This is a genomic window from Streptomyces wuyuanensis (assembly GCF_900103455.1).
Taxonomy (GTDB): domain Bacteria; phylum Actinomycetota; class Actinomycetes; order Streptomycetales; family Streptomycetaceae; genus Streptomyces; species Streptomyces wuyuanensis.
On sequence record NZ_FNHI01000030.1, the window covers coordinates 97,530 to 115,435 of the forward strand.

Sequence of the window (17,906 nt, forward strand, 5' to 3'; positions counted from 1 at the left end):
GTTACGTGGACCGTGCAGCCGGCGTCAGGGCCCACTCGGACACCCGGCACGGGGCCGACCGGCGCGGTGGTTCCGTCAGCCCGCCGTCCTCGGGATCCGCTTCTGCCAGGTGCGGTGGAAGACCACCTCGCGGCCGTGGCGGCACACCACCTCGTCGGTGGTGAGGAAGTCCTCCTCGTCGCAGCCGATCTCGGAGCGGGTCTCGACCGTGGTGTCCCAGCCCTGGTCCGGGCGGTGGAGGCGGATCGTCCACTCGGTGCAGGCCCTCGCGGACAGCGGGTCCCGCTCCCTGATCGAGTACGACTCCGCGCTCCTCTCGGTGTGTTCGAGACCGTCCGGGTGCACGCGGGTGCCGGGGTCGTGGGAGAGCTCCAGCCGCCATTCGCCCTTGGCGACGTCGCGGACCACCAGCCGTCCGGGGCGCGGCGGATCCAGTGTGACGGCCGTGACGACGCCGAGCGGTTCGGCGTGCTCCGGTTCCCCGAAGGCGATCGTGCCGGCGGACCTGGGGCCCTCGGGCGCGGCGCGGACGGGGAGTTCGAGGAAGGAGCCGTCCGGGTCGAGCGTGAAGCCCGCGGAGTCCGCCCGCGGCCAGATCCAGGGCCAGTAGGCGGAGGAGACGGCCAGCCTGATGCGCCGTCCGGCGGCGAAGGCGTGGCCGGCGGCGCCGAGCTCGAAGGAGACGTCCTCGGTGGCGCCGGCCTGCCAGTCGTCCGCGCGGTCCCGCCCGGCCCGGGACGAGAGGTCGAGCGCGCCCCGTGTCACGAGCGTCGACGAGCCGTCGGGCGCCACGTCGCACAAGCGGGCGACGACCTGTCCGTGGGGTGCGTCCAGGCGCAGCCGCAGGGTCACGCGCGGCCGTCCGAGAATCTCCGTCCGCTCGGTGACCGCGAACTCGAAGCTCACGGATTTCGCGTCCTCGTCCCGCTGGTCGGGCGGCAGGTCGGCGTCCTCACCGGAGGGCGTGAAGCTTCCGGCGTCCAGCCCCGTGTGCTGCGGTGAGTCGACGAGCGGCGGCGGGCCCCGGAACGCGTACGCCACCGGGGTGACCCTGGGGGACGGCCACACGGGCTCGCCGTCCCAGCGGCCGGGCAGTTCCTCGTAGGCCGTCGCGGGCGCGTGGGACTCGGTGACCCAGAAGCGGAGCAGCGGTTCCGCCATCACACCGGCGTCCGTGCGGGTGCCCGTGCCGTCGCCCGTTCCCCCGTCGGTGCCGGTGCCGGTGCCGGTGCCCGGGCCGGTGGAGGTGCCGGCCGTCACCGGCCGGTCCGTGCCGCTGCCGCGTCCGGCCCGCACCGTGGCGTCGCCCCGCAGCCAGTGGTCCCACCAGCGCAGCGTCTCCTGGAGGAAGCCGATCGCGGGGCCCGGCGTGTGCTCCTGGTCCGGGTACTCGTGCGGCCAGGGCCCGATGATCCCCCGCGTCCGCGCCGGGTCCAGCTCGCCGACGAGCCTGAGGACCGTGTCCCGGTACGGGTCCTGCCAGCCGCCGACGGCGAGCACCGCCGCCCGGATAGCGCCGTAGTCCTCACAGATGCTGCCGTGCTTCCAGTACTCGTCCCGCGTGCGGTGGGCGAGCCAGTTGTGGTGGAGGGGCTCGAGGGCCTCCAGCCGGCTCCGCCACAGTTCGCGCCAGTCGTCACCGGCGTACACCGGGTCGGGCGGCCGGGCGCCGAAGGCGAGCAGGGTCGCGGCCCGGGAAGCGGTGCCGGCGGCGGCCACGGCCCCGCCGATGCGGTGCACGTCGTTGTCGTACCTGTCGTCGGTGGAGCAGACCGTGACGACGGCCTTCAGCGGCTCCGGTGCGAGCGCCGCGATCTGCAGGGCACTGGTGCCGCCCCAGGACACCCCGAACATGCCCACCCGGCCCGCGCACCACGGCTGCCGGGCGAGCCATTCGACGACGGCGGCCCCGTCCGCCTGCTCCGCCGCCGTGTACTCGTCCCCGGGCACGCCCTCGCTGTTGCCGTGGCCGCGGACGTCGACGCGCACGGAGGCGTAGCCGTGCCCCGCGTACCAGGGGTGGCGCTGCCGGTCCGCGGCCGCGGTCCAGTCGCTCAGCCGGTAGGGCAGGTATTCGAGCAGGGCAGGGACGGGCTCGTCGGTGACCGGTCGCCAGACGCGGCCGTACAGCAGGGTCGTGCCCCCCGAGGCGTCGGGCACCGGGATGCGGACGTCGTCGCGGCGGGTCTCGTACGGGTAGTCGTTGCGGATCCTCATGACGGTGGCCCCGGCGGACTCGGCACACCCCTCCGGGTGCCTGCGCCCGCCCGGCGGAAGGGGACGCGACGGCCTTCGCCGGGCCGGTCCGCGCACGTCCTGACGGGCACAGTCGCGATTCTGGACAAAGCTCTCACATCCAGTCGTATGAGCTGATCACGAACATACCGGGGGAGGCGGGAAGGCGCCCATGGTGATCGAAAGGCGACCGGATACGCTGACTTGAGTGGTGACAGCGACACATCGACAATCCGTGTGATCGTCAGCAGACAGGAGTACCTCTCGTGACCGTCGTCGGGCCGTTCGGGCTGAGCGTGCGGGACCAGGCTCTTGAGGCCGATGTCCAGACCGGATTGGCGGCCGTCGAGTCGGGGCTGCTCGATGCCACCAAGAGCGAGGTGCCCTTCATCACGGAGGCCGCGCAGCACCTCGTCCGTGCCGGCGGGAAGCGGTTCCGGCCGCTCCTGGTGATGCTGGCGGCCCAGTTCGGCGACCCCGACGCTCCGGGCGTCGTCCCCTCGGCCGTCGTCGTCGAGCTGACCCATCTGGCGACGCTTTACCACGACGACGTGATGGACGAGGCCGAGGTCCGCCGCGGGGTGCCCAGCGCCAACGCCCGCTGGGGGAACTCCCTGGCAGTCCTCACCGGCGACTTCCTCTTCGCCCGCGCCTCGCACATCCTGGCCGACCTCGGCCCCGAGGCGGTCCGCATCCAGGCCGAGGCGTTCGAACGCCTCGTGACCGGCCAGATCCTGGAGACGGCGGGCCCGCGCGACGGCCGGGACCCGGTCGAGCACTACCTGGACGTCCTCCGGGGCAAGACCGGGTCGCTCGTCGCCGTCTCCTGCCGCTTCGGCGCGATGATGTCGGGCGCGGACGAGCGCGTCACCGACGTCCTCACCCAGTACGGCGAGCGCCTCGGTGTCGCCTTCCAGCTCGCCGACGACGTCCTCGACATCGCGTCCGACTCGCACGAGTCCGGGAAGACCCCCGGCACCGACCTGCGCGAGGGCATCGCCACCCTGCCGGTGCTCCGGCTGCAGGAGCAGGCGTCCGCGCACGGCCTGCCGGAGGACCTCGAGCTGGTGGAACTGCTCGCCGGTGATCTGACGGACGACGCCCGGCACGCCGAAGCGCTGGCGAGGCTGCGGGTCCACTCCGCCCTCGAACAGGCCAGGCGGGACACCGTGCGGTACGCGCAGGAGGCCCGCGCGATGCTGGCGGCGCTTCCCGAGTGCACCGCGAGGGCCGCGCTGGAGGAGCTGTGCGACGCGGTGGTCCACCGCGCGGGCTGACGCCCGGCCCCCTCCGACCCCTACTGGACGGGTGACGGAACCGGCCCTCGGGTCATACCGCAGCAGTACGCGGAGTTGATCCCGGGGGCTGACGCGTGGGACGGCCCGATTTGGTCAGATGGAGACAACCACTCCTCACCGAACCGACCGATACGGGTGAGAATGGCGGCGCGGGGTGGACTCGTGCACTTGACGGACGACGCCGCCGATCACGGAGGTAGGGCACACCATGGCACCGAACGACACCGCACGGACCACCGATGAGGCCGGGGAGGGCAGCGTCGTTCGCCGCAAGGCGGCGCGTTACGCGGTCCCGGTCGCGGTGGCGGGGGTCGCCGCGGCGACCATCGGGCTCGTCCCGGCGCTCGCCGCGTCCGGCGACCCCGATCTGCCGGACATCACGGCGCAGGAACTCATCGCCAGGATCGCAGCGTCGGACACCGAGCAGCTGTCCGGCACCGTCAAGATCAGCACCGACCTCGGTCTCCCGTCGCTCGGCGGACTTGCCGGGGGCGCCGCGGCCGGCTTCGCGCCCGAAGGCGGCGAGGGCGGCTCGTCCGCCTCGCCCGACGCCAAGCTGATGGAGCTGGCGTCCGGCACGCACACGTTGCGGGTGGCGGCCGACGGCCCGGACCGGCAGAAGCTGTCGATCCTGGGCGACGCCGCCGAGTACAGCCTCATCCACAACGGCGCCGACGTCTGGGCGTACGACAGCAAGTCCAACGAGGTCTTCCACGGCAAGGACGACGGGGCGGGCGCCGAGCGGGAGCACCCGGCCCCGAAGGACCTGCCCACCACCCCGAAGGCCCTCGCCGACGAGGTGCTGAAGGCCGCAGGCGACACCACCTCGGTGACCGTCGACGGCACGGCCCGGATCGCCGGCCGCGACGCCTACCAGCTGCTCGTCAAGCCGAAGCAGAGCGGCTCCACCGTCGACTCCGTCAGGATCGCGGTGGACGCCGAGAACGGCGTGCCGCTGAAGTTCACCCTGCTGCCCAGCGGCGGCGGCAAGGCCGTGGTGGACGCGGGCTTCACCAAGGTCGACTTCTCCCGGCCCGCCGCGTCGACCTTCGACTTCACCCCGCCGAAGGGAGCGAAGGTCACCGAGTCGGACGAGCTCAACAGCCGCGACAAGGGGGCGCCCAAGCACGCCGAGGGCCTTGAGGGCCTGGAGGGCCTGGGGCTGGACGGCATGGCCGGCAAGGACGGGCAGGCGGTGAACGTCATCGGCGAGGGCTGGACCGCCATCGCCGAGATCACCGGCCCCGGCGGCAAGGGCTCCACCGCGCCGAAGCCGGGCGACGCCCCGCCGGAGGCCCAGAAGTTCCTGGACGCCCTCGGCGACCGGGTCAAGGGCGACTTCGGCAGCGGCACGGTCTTCAAGACCCGCCTGGTCAACGCCCTCATGACCGACGACGGCAAGGTGTACGTCGGCGCGGTCACCCAGGACGCCCTCGTCAAGGCGGCGAACGCGGCGAAGTAGCACGGCCCGGGTGCGGGGCGCTCCACGGGCGCCCCGCACCCTGTGCGTGCCCCGGCCCGTGCAGGGGCGGGCGGCTCACGAAGGGGGACGGATGACCGGCGTCGCCGTCATCGAGACGCGCGGGCTCACCAAGCGGTACCGGAGCGGGCCGCCCGCCGTCGACCGGCTCGACCTCGACGTGCCGGCCGGCAGCGTCTTCGGCTTCCTCGGGCCGAACGGCTCGGGCAAGACCACCACGATCCGGCTGCTGCTCGGACTGGTCGCACCGAGCGCGGGCACCGCGACCGTCCTCGGCGAACCCATGCCCCGCGCCGCCCGGACCGTACTGCCCAGGATCGGCGCGCTGATCGAGGGCCCGGCGCTGTACGGGCATCTGAGCGGCCGGGACAACCTCGTGCGCTACGACTCCGCGGACCCGTCCGCCGATCCCCGCACCCGCGGCGCCCGGGTCGCCGCCGCGCTCGACCGGGTGGGGCTCTCCGCGGCCGCCTCGCGCAGGGCCAGGACGTACTCGCTCGGCATGAAGCAGCGCCTCGGGCTCGCCGCGGCCCTGCTCCAGCCCCGCGGCCTGCTCGTCCTGGACGAGCCCACGAACGGCCTCGACCCGCAGGGCATGCGCGAGATCCGGGCCCTGATCAGGGAACTCGCGGCGGACGGCACCACGGTGTTCCTGTCCTCCCATCTCCTGGACGAGATCGAGCAGGTCTGCACCCACGCCGCCGTGATGAACCGCGGGACCCTGATCGCGCAGGGCTCCGTCGCCGAACTCGCCGCGCACACCCGCGGGCGGCTGTCCGTCACCGGGCCCGACCCGGCGGACGCGGCACGCGTCCTGAAGGAACTCGGCGTCACCGATCTGGCCGTCGCCGGGGACCGGGTGACCGGTGACCCGCCCGCAGGGGCCGAACTGGCCGACATCAACGCGTCCCTGGTGCGGGCCGGGGTGCGGGTACGCGCCTTCGGCCGGGAACGGGCCTCCCTGGAGGACGCGTTCGTGGCCCTGACGGGGGAGGGTTTCGATGTCGCGGGCTGAGTCACCCGCCGGGGAGGCGGACGACAGGGGCGCCGGGGTGCGGGACGGTGCGCCGGAGGGGGATCCGGCCGAGGCCGTGGCCCGGGCGACGGGCGTCACGCCGGACTGCGCCCCCTCGGCGACGGGCGTCACGCCGGAGGGGGCCCCGCCGGCGGCAGCGGGTGAGGTGCCGCCCGCTGCGGTCGCGGCCAGGGCCGGGCGGCCGCTGTGGTCGCTGGGCATCTTCCGCTCCGAACTGGTGACGACCTTCCGCCGGTGGCGCACCCTCACGCTGCTGGGCGTCCTCGCCGCCGTGCCCGTGCTGATCGGCATCGCCATCAGGGTCGAGACCGCCGACGGCGGCCGGGTCGGCGACGGCGGCGGTCAGGGTCCCGCGTTCTTCACCCAGATCACCAACAACGGCCTCTTCCTCGTCTTCGCCGCGCTCGCCGCGACACTGCCGGTGTTCCTGCCCATGGCGGTCGGCGTCGTCGCCGGAGACGCGATCGCCGGCGAGGCGAACAGCGGGACACTGCGCTATCTGCTCGTGGCTCCCGCCGGCCGGACCAGGCTGCTGCTCGCCAAGTACACGGCCGCACTGGCCTTCTGCCTGGCCGCGACACTCGCGGTCGCCGTCTCGGCACTCGCGGCCGGAGCCCTGCTCTTCCCCGTCGGCGACGTCACCACCATCTCCGGCACCCGGATCTCCTTCGGGGAGGGGCTGCTTCGCGCGCTGCTGATCGCCCTGCTGGTCGCCGCTTCGCTCACCGGGCTCGCGGCGCTGGGGCTGTTCGTCTCGACGCTCACCGGAAGCGGTGTCGCGGCGATGGCGACGACCGTCGGGCTGGTCGTCACCGCGCAGATCCTGAACGCGATTCCGCAGTTGGACGCGGTGCACCCGTACCTGTTCCCGCACTACTGGCTGTCGTTCGCGGACGTCCTGCGCGAACCGGTCCTCTGGGACGACGTCCTGCGCAACCTCGGGCTCCAGGGCGTGTACACGGCGGTGTTCGGCTCGGCGGCGTGGGCGCGGTTCACCACGAAGGACATCACGGCCTGAGGCGCGCCACGGCCGGCGGGCGGAGCCCGTCCGACGCCGTGAACGACCGCATGCGCACACGGTGTCCGCGTGCGCATGCGGCCTGTGGGGGGTGGGACCGGTGGTGCCGACGGCTCAGAAGGTGAGTCGCCAGCTGTCGATGTAGCCGGTGTCCTGCGCGGCCACGTCCTGCACCCGCAGCTTCCAGGTGCCGTTCGCGGCCTCGGCGGAGGCGTTGACGGTGTACGTCGTGATGACGTTGTCCGCGGAGTCACTGCCGCTGGAGTTCTTCAGGCGGTACGCGGTGCCGTCCGGCGCCAGCAGGTCGACGACGAGGTCACCCCGCCAGGTGTGCTTGATGTCCACCCCCACCTTGAGGGTGGCCGGCGCGTTGCCCGTACGGCCGGACACGGTGACGGACGAGGTCACCGCGGCGCCGTTGTCCGGGATGGCGACGTCACCGGTGGTCTCGTAGACCTCGCCGGGCGGCACGGTCGATCCGGCGGACAGCGTCCAGACGGCGTGCGCGATGGCGTCGCTGTTGCGGTCGAGAGCGGTGTCGTTGATGTTCGACGTGGTGTCGCAGGACGAGTGGTAGCAGCGGTCGAAGGCCTGACCGGCCGTCCCGCCCCACTTCTGGGCCTGCGCGCTCGACTTGGTGCGGCTGGCGCCGGTGAACAGACCGCCCACCGCTATCCCGACGTTCTTGAACGAGGCGTGGTCCGAACGTCCGTCGCCCTCGGTCTCGATCTCGGTCGGCACGCCGAGTCCGGCGTAGAAGTCCTTGAAGGTCTGCTCGATCGCCGGGTCGTCGTCGTAGACGAAGTAGCCGGGGTTCGGCGACCCGATCATGTCGAAGTTGAGGTAGCCGGAAATCTTCGAACGCTCTGCGGAGGGCAGGTTGTTGACGTAGTACCGGGAGCCGACGAGCCCCAGCTCCTCCGCGCCCCACCAGGCGAAGCGCAGGTGCTTCGCCGGCTGCAGCTGGGCCCTGGAGACGGCGAGGGCGGTCTCCAGCACACCGGCCGAACCGGAGCCGTTGTCGTTCATGCCCGGTCCCGAGCTCACGGAGTCGAGGTGGGCGCCGGCCATCAGCACCTGGTTGGGATCGCCGCCCGGCCAGTCGGCGATCAGGTTGTACCCGGTGGCGCCCGAGGAGGTGAACTGCTGGACGGTGGTGGTGAATCCGGCCGCGTCCAGCTTGGCCTTCACATAGTCGATCGACGCCTTGTAGCCGGGCCGGCCGTGGGCGCGGTTGCCGCCGTTGGCGCCGGCGATGGACTGGAGCTCGGACAGATGCGCCTTGACGTTGGCGAGCGGTATGTCCGGCGCGGCGAGCGCCGCCGGGGAAGTGGCGGCGCTCGCCGGGGAGCCGGGCGCTGAGGCGGGTGGCCCGCCGGGTGCTGCGGTCGCCGGGACGGCGGCGGTGAGCAGCCCGGCGAGGGCCAGTGCCGTGGCGGCGGCGGTGCGTCTGTGCGCGGAGTGGCTCATGTGGGGGCTCCGGATTCCGTACGGGGACAGGACGGAACGTGCGGGACTCCCTGCGACGACGGCGTCGCAGGGTGCTGGAGCTGTGCGCGGTGCGGCAGTGTGCGGTGCGGCTGTGTGCTGAATGGTCAGTGAGATGGTGACTGACCGTCAAGGGCGGAAACCGGTCAGTCGGATCCGATAAGCGGACATCTCGGAACGGTCAAGTCCGCAAGGCCTTTTGAACAAGTCGCGTCTGCCGCCGCCCCGGCGCGGGCACCGTTTCCCCGTGCTTGCGTGCGGCTGCATGGACCTCGGCAAGACGGCCTGGGCGCTGCTCGAACTGAGTGCGTGGGGAGTGGTGTTCCTCGTCGCGGGGGCGCTTCTGCTGGTGTGTCTGGCGCTGGGTGCCCTCCAGCTCCTGGTGCGGGCCGTCCAGCGCCGTCGAGCCGGCCGCGGAGCCGGTGTCGCTCTCCGACTTCCGCTGGGAGAGGGAGCGGCACGACGCGTAGCCCGGTCCCGGGCCCGGTTCCGGCTCGGGGGTGCCGCAGCGGAACGCGGAAGGGCGGGCCCGTCGGGGCCCGCCCTCCGTCCGGCGCGGCCTCCAGGCCGGACATCCTTCAGTGGACGCAGAACTCGTTGCCCTCCGGGTCCTGCATCACGCACCACTCGCCACCCTGTTCCCTCACCCGGCGCAGCACGCTCGCGCCGAGCCCCTCCAGCCGGGCCACCTCCTCCTCGCGCCGGCCCGGGCCGGGGTGGAGGTCCAGGTGGAGCCGGTTCTTGGCCGTCTTGGCCTCCGGCACCCGCTGGAAGAGCAGCCGCCTGCCGAGCCCGGTGCCGGTCGCCTCCTCGTACGGGTCGTCCGGATGCCGGACGGCGGCCAGATCCAGCCATGCGCGGCGGCCGTGCCACTCGGTGGTCAGGGCCTCGGGGACGGTGCCCTGCTCCAGCAGGCCCTCGATCAGGGCGCTGTTGTCCTCCGTCCGGTAGCCGAGGGCCCCGGACCAGAAGTCGGCCTGGGCGAGCGGATCGGCCGCGTCGATCACGAGCTTCCAGTGCAGCGTCATGTAACCAGTTATAGTGGTTTCATGGACGCGACCGCAATGGACGCGCCGGGGCTGGTACTGCGGACGCCCGACGGCCGGCCGTACCGCTTCGACCCCGGCGCGCTCTGCCTCGAACTGCTCCTCACGGGCGGCCCGGGTCCCTACGCGCGCTACGAGGTGCTGCACGATCCGGACGGGCTGATCGGCTGGGCCGCGGCGAGCAGGCTCGCCTCCGGGCTCCGCCTCACCGTGACCGGGCCGGAGGTCGCGGCGGCCCGCGCACTGCGCGACGCGCTCTGGACGCTGGCGGAGGCCCGCGCGCACAGCCGCCCGGCCGCCGGCGGGGACGAGGCGGTGGCGGTGGTGAACGCCGCGGCGGCAAAGCCCCCGCTGGTCGCCCGGATCGAGCCGGACGGCACCCGCGGATGGGCGCCCGGAGCGACGGGCGGTCAACTCCTTTCGACCGTCGCCCGCGACGCGGTCGACCTCCTGACCGGCCCGTTCGCCGACCGACTCCGCGCCTGCGGCGCGGACGACTGCGCCCTCCTCTTCGTCGACACCTCCCGGCCGGGGCGGCGGCGCTGGTGCGCGATGGAGAACTGCGGCAACCGGCACAAGGTCCGTGCCCACCGGGCCCGGCAATCCGGAGGAGGCGAGTGATGCCCACAGGGCTGACCAAGGGGGCCGGCTGGGAGATCGGCGTCTCCCGAACCCTCCCGCTCCCGCACACCGCGGTGTGGGACTTCCTCACGGGTGACGAGGGCGTAGGGCTCTGGCTCGGCCCCGGAGCGCACCTGCCCGAGGAGAGGGGGCGGCCGTACGAGACTGCCGACGGCATCCGCGGCGAGCTGCGCAGCCGCCGTCCGGGCGACCGGGTCCGGCTCACGTACGACGGCACGACCGTTCAGGCCGCCGTCACCGCCGCCGGTCCCGGGAAGAGCGTCCTGCGTTTCCATCAGGAGCGACTTTCGAGCGCCGCGGAGCGCGAGGAACGGCGCGTGTACTGGCGGGCCGTCATGGAGCGGGTGACGAAGGCGCTGCTCCCCGACGGGAGCTGACGCGCCGCCGGCCGGGCAGCGCCCCGGAACGCTACGCGGCCCGGCTGCCGCCGCGCACCCCTGCGTCGGCAGGCCGGCCTGCGCTCTCCCCGCCCTCCGCCGGCCGCGCCCTCCGTCGGCCGCAGGGCTTCGCACCGTGCGCCCTGCGTCCGCCGCACGGCTTCGCACCGTGCGCCCTGCGTCCGCCGTCAGGCGGCCGGCTCCGGACGCCGCACGGATGCCGATTCCGGGGCCTCCGGTACCTCGGGTGCGGTGCCCGCGGCGGCCGCGGCGCGGGCCTCGGCCGCCAGGCGCGCCGCCTGGGCCCGGGTGCGCCGGGCGTAACGCAGCGCGTCCCAGGTGAGGATCGTCAGCGCCAGCCACACCAGCGAGAACCCGGCCCACCGCTCGGCGGGCATGGCCTCGTGGAAGTACAGGACCCCCAGCAGGAACTGGAACATCGGCGCCAGGTACTGCAGCAGCCCCAGCGTCGACAGCGGCACCCGGATCGCCGCCGCGCCGAAGCAGATCAGCGGTACGGCGGTGACGATTCCGGTGGCGGCGAGCAGCGCGGCGTGCCCGGCGCCGTGCGCGCCGAAGTCGGCAGCGCCCCGCGAGCCCAGCCACAGCAGATAGGCGAGGGCCGGCAGGAACTGCACCGCCGTCTCTGCGGCCAGCGATTCGAGGCCGCCGATGTTGGTCTTCTTCTTCAACAGCCCGTAGACGGCGAACGAGAAGGCCAGGACCAGCGAGACCCACGGCGGGCGGCCGTAGCCGACGGTGAGCACCAGCACCGCCGCGAAGCCGATGCCGACGGCCGTCCACTGCGCGGCGCGCAGTCGCTCCTTCAGGAGCAGCACGCCCATGGCGATGGTGACCAGGGGGTTGATGAAGTAGCCGAGCGACGCCTCGACGACCTGGCCCGCGTTGACGGCCCAGATGTAGACGCCCCAGTTCACCGTGATCACCGTGGCTGCGAGGGTGATCAGGCCGAGCTTGCGCGGGTCGCGCAGCAGGGGGCGCAGCCATGCCCATCGGCGCAGCACCAGCAGGGCGATGCCGACGACCGCAAGTGACCAGACCATGCGATGGGCGAGGATCTCGACGGCACCCGCCGGCTTCAGCAGCGGCCAGAAGAGCGGGACCAGGCCCCACATCCCGTAGGCCCCTATCCCGTACAGCAGGCCCATACGCTGCTCGTTGTCCGCCTTCACTGACCCTCCTGCCGCCCCGCACCGCGCTGTCCCGGTCGAAGGTAGCGCCGAGCGGGGCAGGCTGTCATGTCCGTATTGCTATACGGTCATGACGCGCCGGTCAGCGGTGCGCCAGGGCGGCCGCGACGGTCTCCGCGAGCGGGGTGGTCGGCCGGCCGATGAGGCGGGACAGATCGCCGTCGCCGCGGGCCAGCAGGCCGCGTTCGACGGCCCGGTCCACGTCGACGAGGATCGCGGCGAAGGGTGCGGGGACCCCGGCGCCGGTGAGGATCTCCAGGTGTGTCCCGGCGGGGACGTTCCGGTGGGCGATCTCCTTGCCCGACTGCTTCGCCACCTCGGCCGCGTACTCGGCCATGGACCAAGCCGTGTCACCGCTGAGCTCGTAGGCCCGGCCGAGGTGCCCCTCCCCGGTGAGGACGGCGGCCGCCGCGGCCGCGTAGTCGGCGCGGGTGGCGGAGGCGATCCGGCCCTCGCCCGCGCTGGCGACGACCGCGCCGTGTTCCAGGACCGGGGCGAGCTGCTCCGTGTAGTTCTCGGTGTACCAACCGTTGCGCAGGAAGGTGTACGGAAGTCCGGAGTCGAGGATCGCCTGCTCGGTCACCTTGTGCTCGGCCGCGAGTTCGAAGTCCGCCTCGGGGCCGCCGAGGACGCCCGTGTACGCGAGCTGCGCGACGCCCGCCGCCCGCGCGGCGGAGACGACGGCGGTGTGCTGCGGGACGCGCCGCCCCACCTCGTTCCCGGAGATCAGCAGCACCCGGTCGCCGGAGCGGAAGGCGCCGGCGAGCGTCTCCGGGTCGCCGTAGTCGGCGATCCGCAGCTCGATCCCGCGCGACGCGAGGTCCGCGGCCTTGTCCTTGTCGCGCACCACCGCGGCGATGCCGGCGGCGGGCACGCCCGTCTCCAGTAGGCGCTCGACGACGAGGCGGCCGAGATGTCCGCTGGCTCCGGTGACGACGACGCTCATGAGGGTTCTCCGTTCCGTAGGGCTTCGGCGCCGACGTTACGGTGAGCGCTAACCATTGGAAAGTACCCACTTTGAAGTAAGGTACTGGTATGAGCGTGAGCCCGCAGGTCGTCGGCGGTCCCGTGCGCCGGCCCGACGTCAACGAGAAGCTGTGCCCGTCCCGCGTGGTGCTGGAACACGTCACCAGTCGCTGGGGCGTCCTGGTGCTGGCGGCGCTGCTGGAACGCTCGTACCGCTTCAGCGAACTGCGCCGTGCCATCGGCGGCGTCAGCGAGAAGATGCTGGCCCAGACCCTCCAGACGCTGGAGCGCGACGGCTTCGTGAACCGGGACGCGAAGCCCGTCATCCCGCCGCGCGTCGACTACTCGCTCACGAACCTGGGCCGTGAGGCCGGTGAGCAGGTGTGGGCACTGGCGCGGTGGACCGAGCGGCGCCTCGGCGACGTGGAGCGGGCGCGCTCGGAGTACGACGAGGCCCGGACCTCCTGAGCGGAGATCCGGGCCCGTGTCCGGAAAGCCGGCCGTGCGTCAGCCGACGACGGTCCAGGTGTCGCTGCCCGCGAGCAGGGCGCCCAGGTCGCCCTTGCCGTTCTGCTCGATCGCGGCATCGAGCTGATCCGCCATCAGGGTGTCGTACACGGGACGCTCGACGCTGCGGAGCACCCCGATGGGCGTCTGGTGCAGCGTGTCCGGATCGGCCAGCCTGGACAGCGCGAAGGCGGTCGTCGGACTGGCGCTGTGGGCGTCGTGGACGAGGATCTGCGACTCGTTCTCCGCGGTGACCGCGACGACCTTGAGGTCCCCGGTGGCCGGGTCGCGCACCACGCCCTTGGAGCCGCCGACGCCGAAGCGGATCGGCTGCCCGTGCTCCAGCCGGATCACCGCCTCCTCGGCCTGCTCCTTGTCCTTGAGGGCCTCGAAGGCACCGTCGTTGAAGATGTTGCAGTTCTGGTAGATCTCCACCAGCGCCGTGCCCGGGTGGTCGGCCGCCGCGCGGAGCACCTCGGTGAGGTGCTTGCGGTCGGAGTCGATCGTTCGGGCGACGAACGACGCCTCGGCGCCGATGGCCAGCGACACGGGGTTGAAGGGTGCGTCCAGCGAGCCCATCGGGGTCGACTTGGTGATCTTGCCGAGTTCGGACGTGGGGGAGTACTGGCCCTTCGTCAGGCCGTAGATCCGGTTGTTGAACAGCAGGATCTTGAGGTTGACGTTGCGCCGCAGGGCGTGGATGAGGTGGTTGCCGCCGATGGACAGTGCGTCGCCGTCACCCGTGACGACCCACACGCTGAGGTCGCGGCGGGAGGACGCGAGCCCGGTCGCGATCGCCGGGGCGCGGCCGTGGATCGAGTGCATCCCGTAGGTGTTCATGTAGTACGGGAAGCGGGAGGAGCAGCCGATGCCGGAGACGAAGACGATGTTCTCCTTCGCCAGGCCGAGATCGGGCATGAAGCCCTGCACGGCGGCGAGGATCGCGTAGTCGCCGCAGCCCGGACACCAGCGGACCTCTTGGTCCGACTTGAAGTCCTTCATGGACTGCTTGGCTTCGGCCTTGGGAACCAGGGACAGCAGTGTGGACGCTGTCTCAGTCATCGATGGCCTCCTTGAGAGCCGCCGCAAGCTGCTCGGCCTTGAACGGCATTCCGTTGACCTGGTTGTACGAGCGCGCGTCGACCAGGAACCTCGCCCGGATCAGGGTGGCGAGCTGGCCGAGATTCATCTCCGGCACCACTACCTTGTCGTAACGTCCCAGAACCTCCCCGAGATTCCTCGGGAACGGGTTGAGGTGCCGGAGATGGGCCTGCGCGACGGCCCCGCCCTCCCGGCGGATGCGGCGGACCGCCGCGGTGATCGGCCCGTACGTCGAACCCCAGCCGAGGACCAGCGTCCTCGCGCCGTCCGGGTCGTCGACCTCCAGGTCCGCGACCTCGATGCCGTCGATCTTGGCCTGGCGGGTACGGACCATGAGGTCGTGGTTGGCCGGGTCGTAGGAGATGTTCCCGCTGCCGTCCTGCTTCTCGATGCCGCCGATCCGGTGCTCCAGACCCGGCGTGCCGGGCACGGCCCACGGGCGGGCCAGCGTCTGCGGGTCCCGCTTGTAGGGCCAGAACACCTCGGTGCCGTCGTCGAGCGTGTGGTTCGGGCCCGTGGCGAACTGGGTCCGCAGGTCCGGCAGCTCGTCGAGATCCGGGATCCGCCACGGCTCGGAGCCGTTGGCGAGGTACCCGTCCGACAGCAGCAGCACCGGGGTGCGGTACGTCAGCGCGATCCGGGCAGCGTCCAGCGCCGCGTCGAAACAGTCCGCGGGGGTGCGGGGGGCGACGACCGGGACCGGGGCCTCGCCGTTGCGGCCGTACATCGCCTGCAGCAGGTCGGCCTGCTCGGTCTTGGTCGGCAGGCCGGTCGAGGGCCCGCCGCGCTGGATGTCCACGACCAGCAGCGGCAGCTCCAGCGACACCGCCAGGCCGATGGTCTCCGACTTCAGGGCGACACCGGGGCCGGATGTGGTGGTCACGGCGAGCGAGCCGCCGAACGCGGCACCGAGCGCCGCGCCGATGCCGGCGATCTCGTCCTCGGCCTGGAAGGTGCGCACGCCGAAGTTCTTGTGCCGGGACAGCTCGTGCAGGATGTCCGAGGCCGGGGTGATCGGGTACGAGCCCAGGTACAGCGGCAGGTCGGCCTGCCGGGACGCGGCGATCAGCCCGTAGGACAGGGCCAGGTTCCCGGAGATGTTGCGGTACGTGCCGGTCGGGAACGCGGTGTCGGCGGGGGCGACCTCGTAGGAGACGGCGAAGTCCTCCGTCGTCTCGCCGAAGTTCCAGCCGGCCCGGAACGCCGCCACATTCGCCTCGGCGATCTCCGGCTTCCTCGCGAACTTGGTTCTGAGGAACTTCTCCGTGCCCTCGGTCGGCCGGTGGTACATCCACGAGAGCAGGCCCAGCGCGAACATGTTCTTCGATCGCTCGGCCTCCTTGCGGGAGAGACCGAACTCCTTGAGCGCCTCGATCGTGAGCGTGGTCAGGGGGACGGGGTGGACGCTGTAGCCGTCCAGCGAGCCGTCCTCCAGCGGGGAGGTCTCGTAGCCGACCTTGACCATCGCGCGCTTCGCGAATTCGTCCGTGTTGACGATGACCTCGCCGCCGCGCGGCACGTCGGCGATGTTGGCCTTGAGAGCGGCCGGATTCATCGCCACCAGCACGTGGGGGGCGTCGCCGGGGGTGAGGATGTCGTGGTCGGCGAAATGCACCTGAAAGCTGGATACGCCCGGAAGGGTGCCGGCGGGCGCCCGGATCTCGGCCGGGAAGTTGGGCAGGGTCGACAGGTCGTTTCCGTACGACGCCGTCTCCGAAGTGAAACGGTCACCCGTCAGCTGCATACCGTCACCGGAGTCACCCGCGAAGCGAATGATCACCCGATCCAGTTGACGTACTTCCTTCTCGCCGGGAGGCCGTCGCTGCCCCCCGACCAGGGTCTCCCCGGTCTCGTCTGCCTCGTCCGCGTGTTCTGCTGGGCTGCTGACCTGGCTGGTCACTGAACTGGACCTCCCTCGAGGCGGCTGGGCTGCGGCCGGCGCACCGGTCGCTCCAAGGTCAACCCTACGTCCGTGAGCATCGCCTTCCCTGGACCGCTCACATGTCGGACGTCGATCTGAGATGCCGCCGTGTCCTGGTTTGCCATGTTCCGTTCGCCCCCCGGTTCGTTCGGTAAGACGCTCCCCCGCGATCGATCGTTGCTACCTGACAGAGTGTCAGGTATTCAGGATTCCAGATAGGTGAGCACGGCCAGTACACGCCGATGGTCACCGTCACTGGGGGACAGACCGAGCTTCAGGAAGATGTTGCTCACGTGCTTCTCCACCGCACCGTCGCTCACCACGAGCTGCCGTGCGATCGCCGAGTTCGTCCGGCCCTCCGCCATCAGGCCCAGCACCTCGCGCTCCCGGGGCGTGAGCCCGGCCAGCACGTCCTGCTTCCGGCTCCGCCCGAGCAGCTGCGCCACGACCTCCGGATCCAGGGCCGTCCCGCCGCCGGCCACCCGGACGACGGCGTCGACGAACTCCCTGACCTCGGCCACCCGGTCCTTCAGCAGATAGCCCACACCGCGGCTGTTCCCCGCCAGCAGCTCCGTGGCGTACCGCTCCTCCACGTACTGCGACAGCACCAGCACGCCCAGGCCCGGGTGCTCCCGGCGCAGCCGGACGGCCGCGCGCACGCCCTCGTCCGTGTGCGTCGGCGGCATCCGCACATCCGCGACGACCACGTCCGGAAGGTCGTCCTGCGCAGCGAGGTCACCGATGGTCTCGAGCAGCGCGTCGGCGTCCCCGACACCGGCGACGACATGGTGACCACGGTCGGTGAGCAGCCGGGTGAGGCCTTCGCGGAGCAGTACGGAGTCCTCGGCGATGACGACGCGGACGGCGGGCGCTCCGCGCGTGGCGGCCGCGTGCGGCGGCGCGGCCTGCGCCGTGTGTGCGTGGGTCTCGTGCTCCACGGTGGTGCGTCCCCCTGCGTCGTCCTACGCGGTCGTTCGGTGTGCGCCCGGCGGTCTGCGGCCGGCAGCCCCCAGCATCGCACCGTTCGCACGGCCGACGCGGGCGTTTCGCGTCCGTGGTGGCGCAGGTCGAGCAGAGGGCGGCGGATCCCGAGCGGGGGCGGGGGCGGGGGTACCGGTGCGGGCATCGGGCGCGGGCGCCGGGGCCGGGTGCGTGGCGGGCCGGCGCGAGCGCGTTCGTGCGGGCTCGGCACGGCCGGGTCCGTCCGGCGCCCGCGGGCGGATCCGTCCGGGGCGGGGCTGCCGGGCACGCCCGCCGAGTCGGGGACCGGTCACACAGGCGCCTCGGCCGGGAGCGGCGGCGGCCGGACGCGGCGCCCGCAGACGCGCCCGACCGCCCGACGCCCCGCCGAGGGAGCGTCACGCGCGCCAGGGAAGCTCCGCCGTGATCACCGTCGGCCCGCCGGCGGGAGAGTCGACGACGAGCAGTCCGTCGACCGCCTCGAGCCGCTCGGCCAGTCCCCCCAGGCCGCTTCCCGCCGCGTCCGCTCCGCCTCGTCCGTCGTCGCTCACCTGGATCAGCAGCCGGTCGTCGCGCCGCCACACGTCGACGGACGCCGTGCGCGCGCCGCTGTGCTTGCT

15 protein-coding genes and 1 pseudogene are annotated in these 17,906 nt (G+C 72.5%); 7 read left to right on the plus strand and 9 right to left on the minus strand.

Features of this window, described 5'->3' with window-relative positions; genetic code table 11:
* Positions 1 to 75: 75 nt before the first annotated feature.
* Positions 76 to 2,217, minus strand: coding sequence for a CocE/NonD family hydrolase (locus BLT82_RS33180; protein ID WP_093661665.1), 2,142 nt, complete (start codon positions 2,215 to 2,217; stop codon positions 76 to 78).
* A gap of 284 nt (positions 2,218 to 2,501) precedes the next feature.
* On the opposite strand from BLT82_RS33180, the gene BLT82_RS33190 reads away from it, so the two are divergent.
* From BLT82_RS33190 to BLT82_RS33205, 4 genes are all read left to right on the plus strand, one after another.
* The gene (locus tag BLT82_RS33190; protein WP_093661669.1) at positions 2,502 to 3,512 is read left to right on the plus strand and encodes a polyprenyl synthetase family protein; all 1,011 of its coding nucleotides are present in this window, start codon (positions 2,502 to 2,504) and stop codon (positions 3,510 to 3,512) included.
* A 229-nt stretch (positions 3,513 to 3,741) separates the two neighbouring features.
* Positions 3,742 to 4,995, plus strand: coding sequence for a LolA family protein (locus BLT82_RS33195; RefSeq protein ID WP_093661671.1), 1,254 nt, complete (start codon positions 3,742 to 3,744; stop codon positions 4,993 to 4,995).
* 91 nt (positions 4,996 to 5,086) lie between these two features.
* A complete protein-coding gene (locus BLT82_RS33200) occupies positions 5,087 to 6,028 on the plus strand; it encodes an ABC transporter ATP-binding protein (RefSeq protein WP_093661673.1) in 942 nt (313 codons plus the stop codon).
* Entirely contained in the window at positions 6,015 to 7,067 is a 1,053-nt protein-coding gene (locus BLT82_RS33205; protein WP_244529831.1) for an ABC transporter permease, read from the plus strand. Before BLT82_RS33200 ends, BLT82_RS33205 begins: the two co-directional genes overlap by 14 nt.
* A 114-nt stretch (positions 7,068 to 7,181) precedes the next feature.
* Here BLT82_RS33205 and BLT82_RS33210 read toward each other — a convergent pair whose 3' ends face one another.
* Complete coding sequence (locus BLT82_RS33210) at positions 7,182 to 8,537, minus strand: M28 family metallopeptidase (protein WP_093661675.1); 1,356 nt, start codon at positions 8,535 to 8,537, stop codon at positions 7,182 to 7,184.
* Positions 8,538 to 9,133: 596 nt separating this feature from the next.
* Positions 9,134 to 9,583, minus strand: a complete 450-nt coding sequence (locus tag BLT82_RS33215) for a VOC family protein (protein WP_093661677.1) — start codon at positions 9,581 to 9,583, stop codon at positions 9,134 to 9,136.
* Positions 9,584 to 9,604: 21 nt separating this feature from the next.
* Here BLT82_RS33215 and BLT82_RS33220 point away from each other — a divergent pair, with 21 nt between their 5' ends.
* A complete protein-coding gene (locus BLT82_RS33220) occupies positions 9,605 to 10,222 on the plus strand; it encodes a CGNR zinc finger domain-containing protein (protein ID WP_093661679.1) in 618 nt (205 codons plus the stop codon).
* Positions 10,222 to 10,620 carry an activator of HSP90 ATPase 1 family protein gene (locus tag BLT82_RS33225; protein ID WP_093661681.1) on the plus strand — a complete coding sequence of 133 codons (399 nt, stop codon included), beginning with the start codon at positions 10,222 to 10,224 and terminating at the stop codon, positions 10,618 to 10,620. Before BLT82_RS33220 ends, BLT82_RS33225 begins: the two co-directional genes overlap by 1 nt.
* Before the next feature lie 188 nt (positions 10,621 to 10,808).
* On the opposite strand, the gene rarD is transcribed toward BLT82_RS33225, so the two are convergent.
* Positions 10,809 to 11,813: an EamA family transporter RarD gene (rarD, locus tag BLT82_RS33230; protein ID WP_093661683.1), complete on the minus strand. Its 1,005-nt coding sequence runs from the start codon at positions 11,811 to 11,813 to the stop codon at positions 10,809 to 10,811.
* A gap of 100 nt (positions 11,814 to 11,913) precedes the next feature.
* Positions 11,914 to 12,777: an SDR family oxidoreductase gene (locus tag BLT82_RS33235; protein WP_093661685.1), complete on the minus strand. Its 864-nt coding sequence runs from the start codon at positions 12,775 to 12,777 to the stop codon at positions 11,914 to 11,916.
* A gap of 89 nt (positions 12,778 to 12,866) precedes the next feature.
* Here BLT82_RS33235 and BLT82_RS33240 point away from each other — a divergent pair, with 89 nt between their 5' ends.
* On the plus strand, positions 12,867 to 13,265 hold the full coding sequence (locus BLT82_RS33240; RefSeq protein ID WP_093661687.1) for a winged helix-turn-helix transcriptional regulator: 399 nt from the start codon (positions 12,867 to 12,869) through the stop codon (positions 13,263 to 13,265).
* A gap of 39 nt (positions 13,266 to 13,304) precedes the next feature.
* Here the strand turns inward: BLT82_RS33240 and BLT82_RS33245 are convergent, their stop codons facing one another.
* The 4 genes and pseudogenes from BLT82_RS33245 to BLT82_RS33260 all read right to left on the minus strand — a co-directional run.
* Positions 13,305 to 14,366 (minus strand): 2-oxoacid:ferredoxin oxidoreductase subunit beta, encoded by a 1,062-nt coding sequence (locus BLT82_RS33245; protein WP_093661689.1) that lies wholly within the window; start codon positions 14,364 to 14,366, stop codon positions 13,305 to 13,307.
* A complete protein-coding gene (locus tag BLT82_RS33250; protein ID WP_093661691.1) occupies positions 14,359 to 16,305 on the minus strand; it encodes a 2-oxoacid:acceptor oxidoreductase subunit alpha in 1,947 nt (648 codons plus the stop codon). The genes BLT82_RS33245 and BLT82_RS33250 overlap by 8 nt, the downstream gene beginning before the upstream one ends.
* A gap of 224 nt (positions 16,306 to 16,529) precedes the next feature.
* A complete protein-coding gene (locus BLT82_RS33255; protein WP_093661709.1) occupies positions 16,530 to 17,177 on the minus strand; it encodes a response regulator transcription factor in 648 nt (215 codons plus the stop codon).
* A gap of 507 nt (positions 17,178 to 17,684) precedes the next feature.
* Positions 17,685 to 17,906, minus strand: a pseudogene (locus tag BLT82_RS33260) (sensor histidine kinase); the annotation flags it as partial.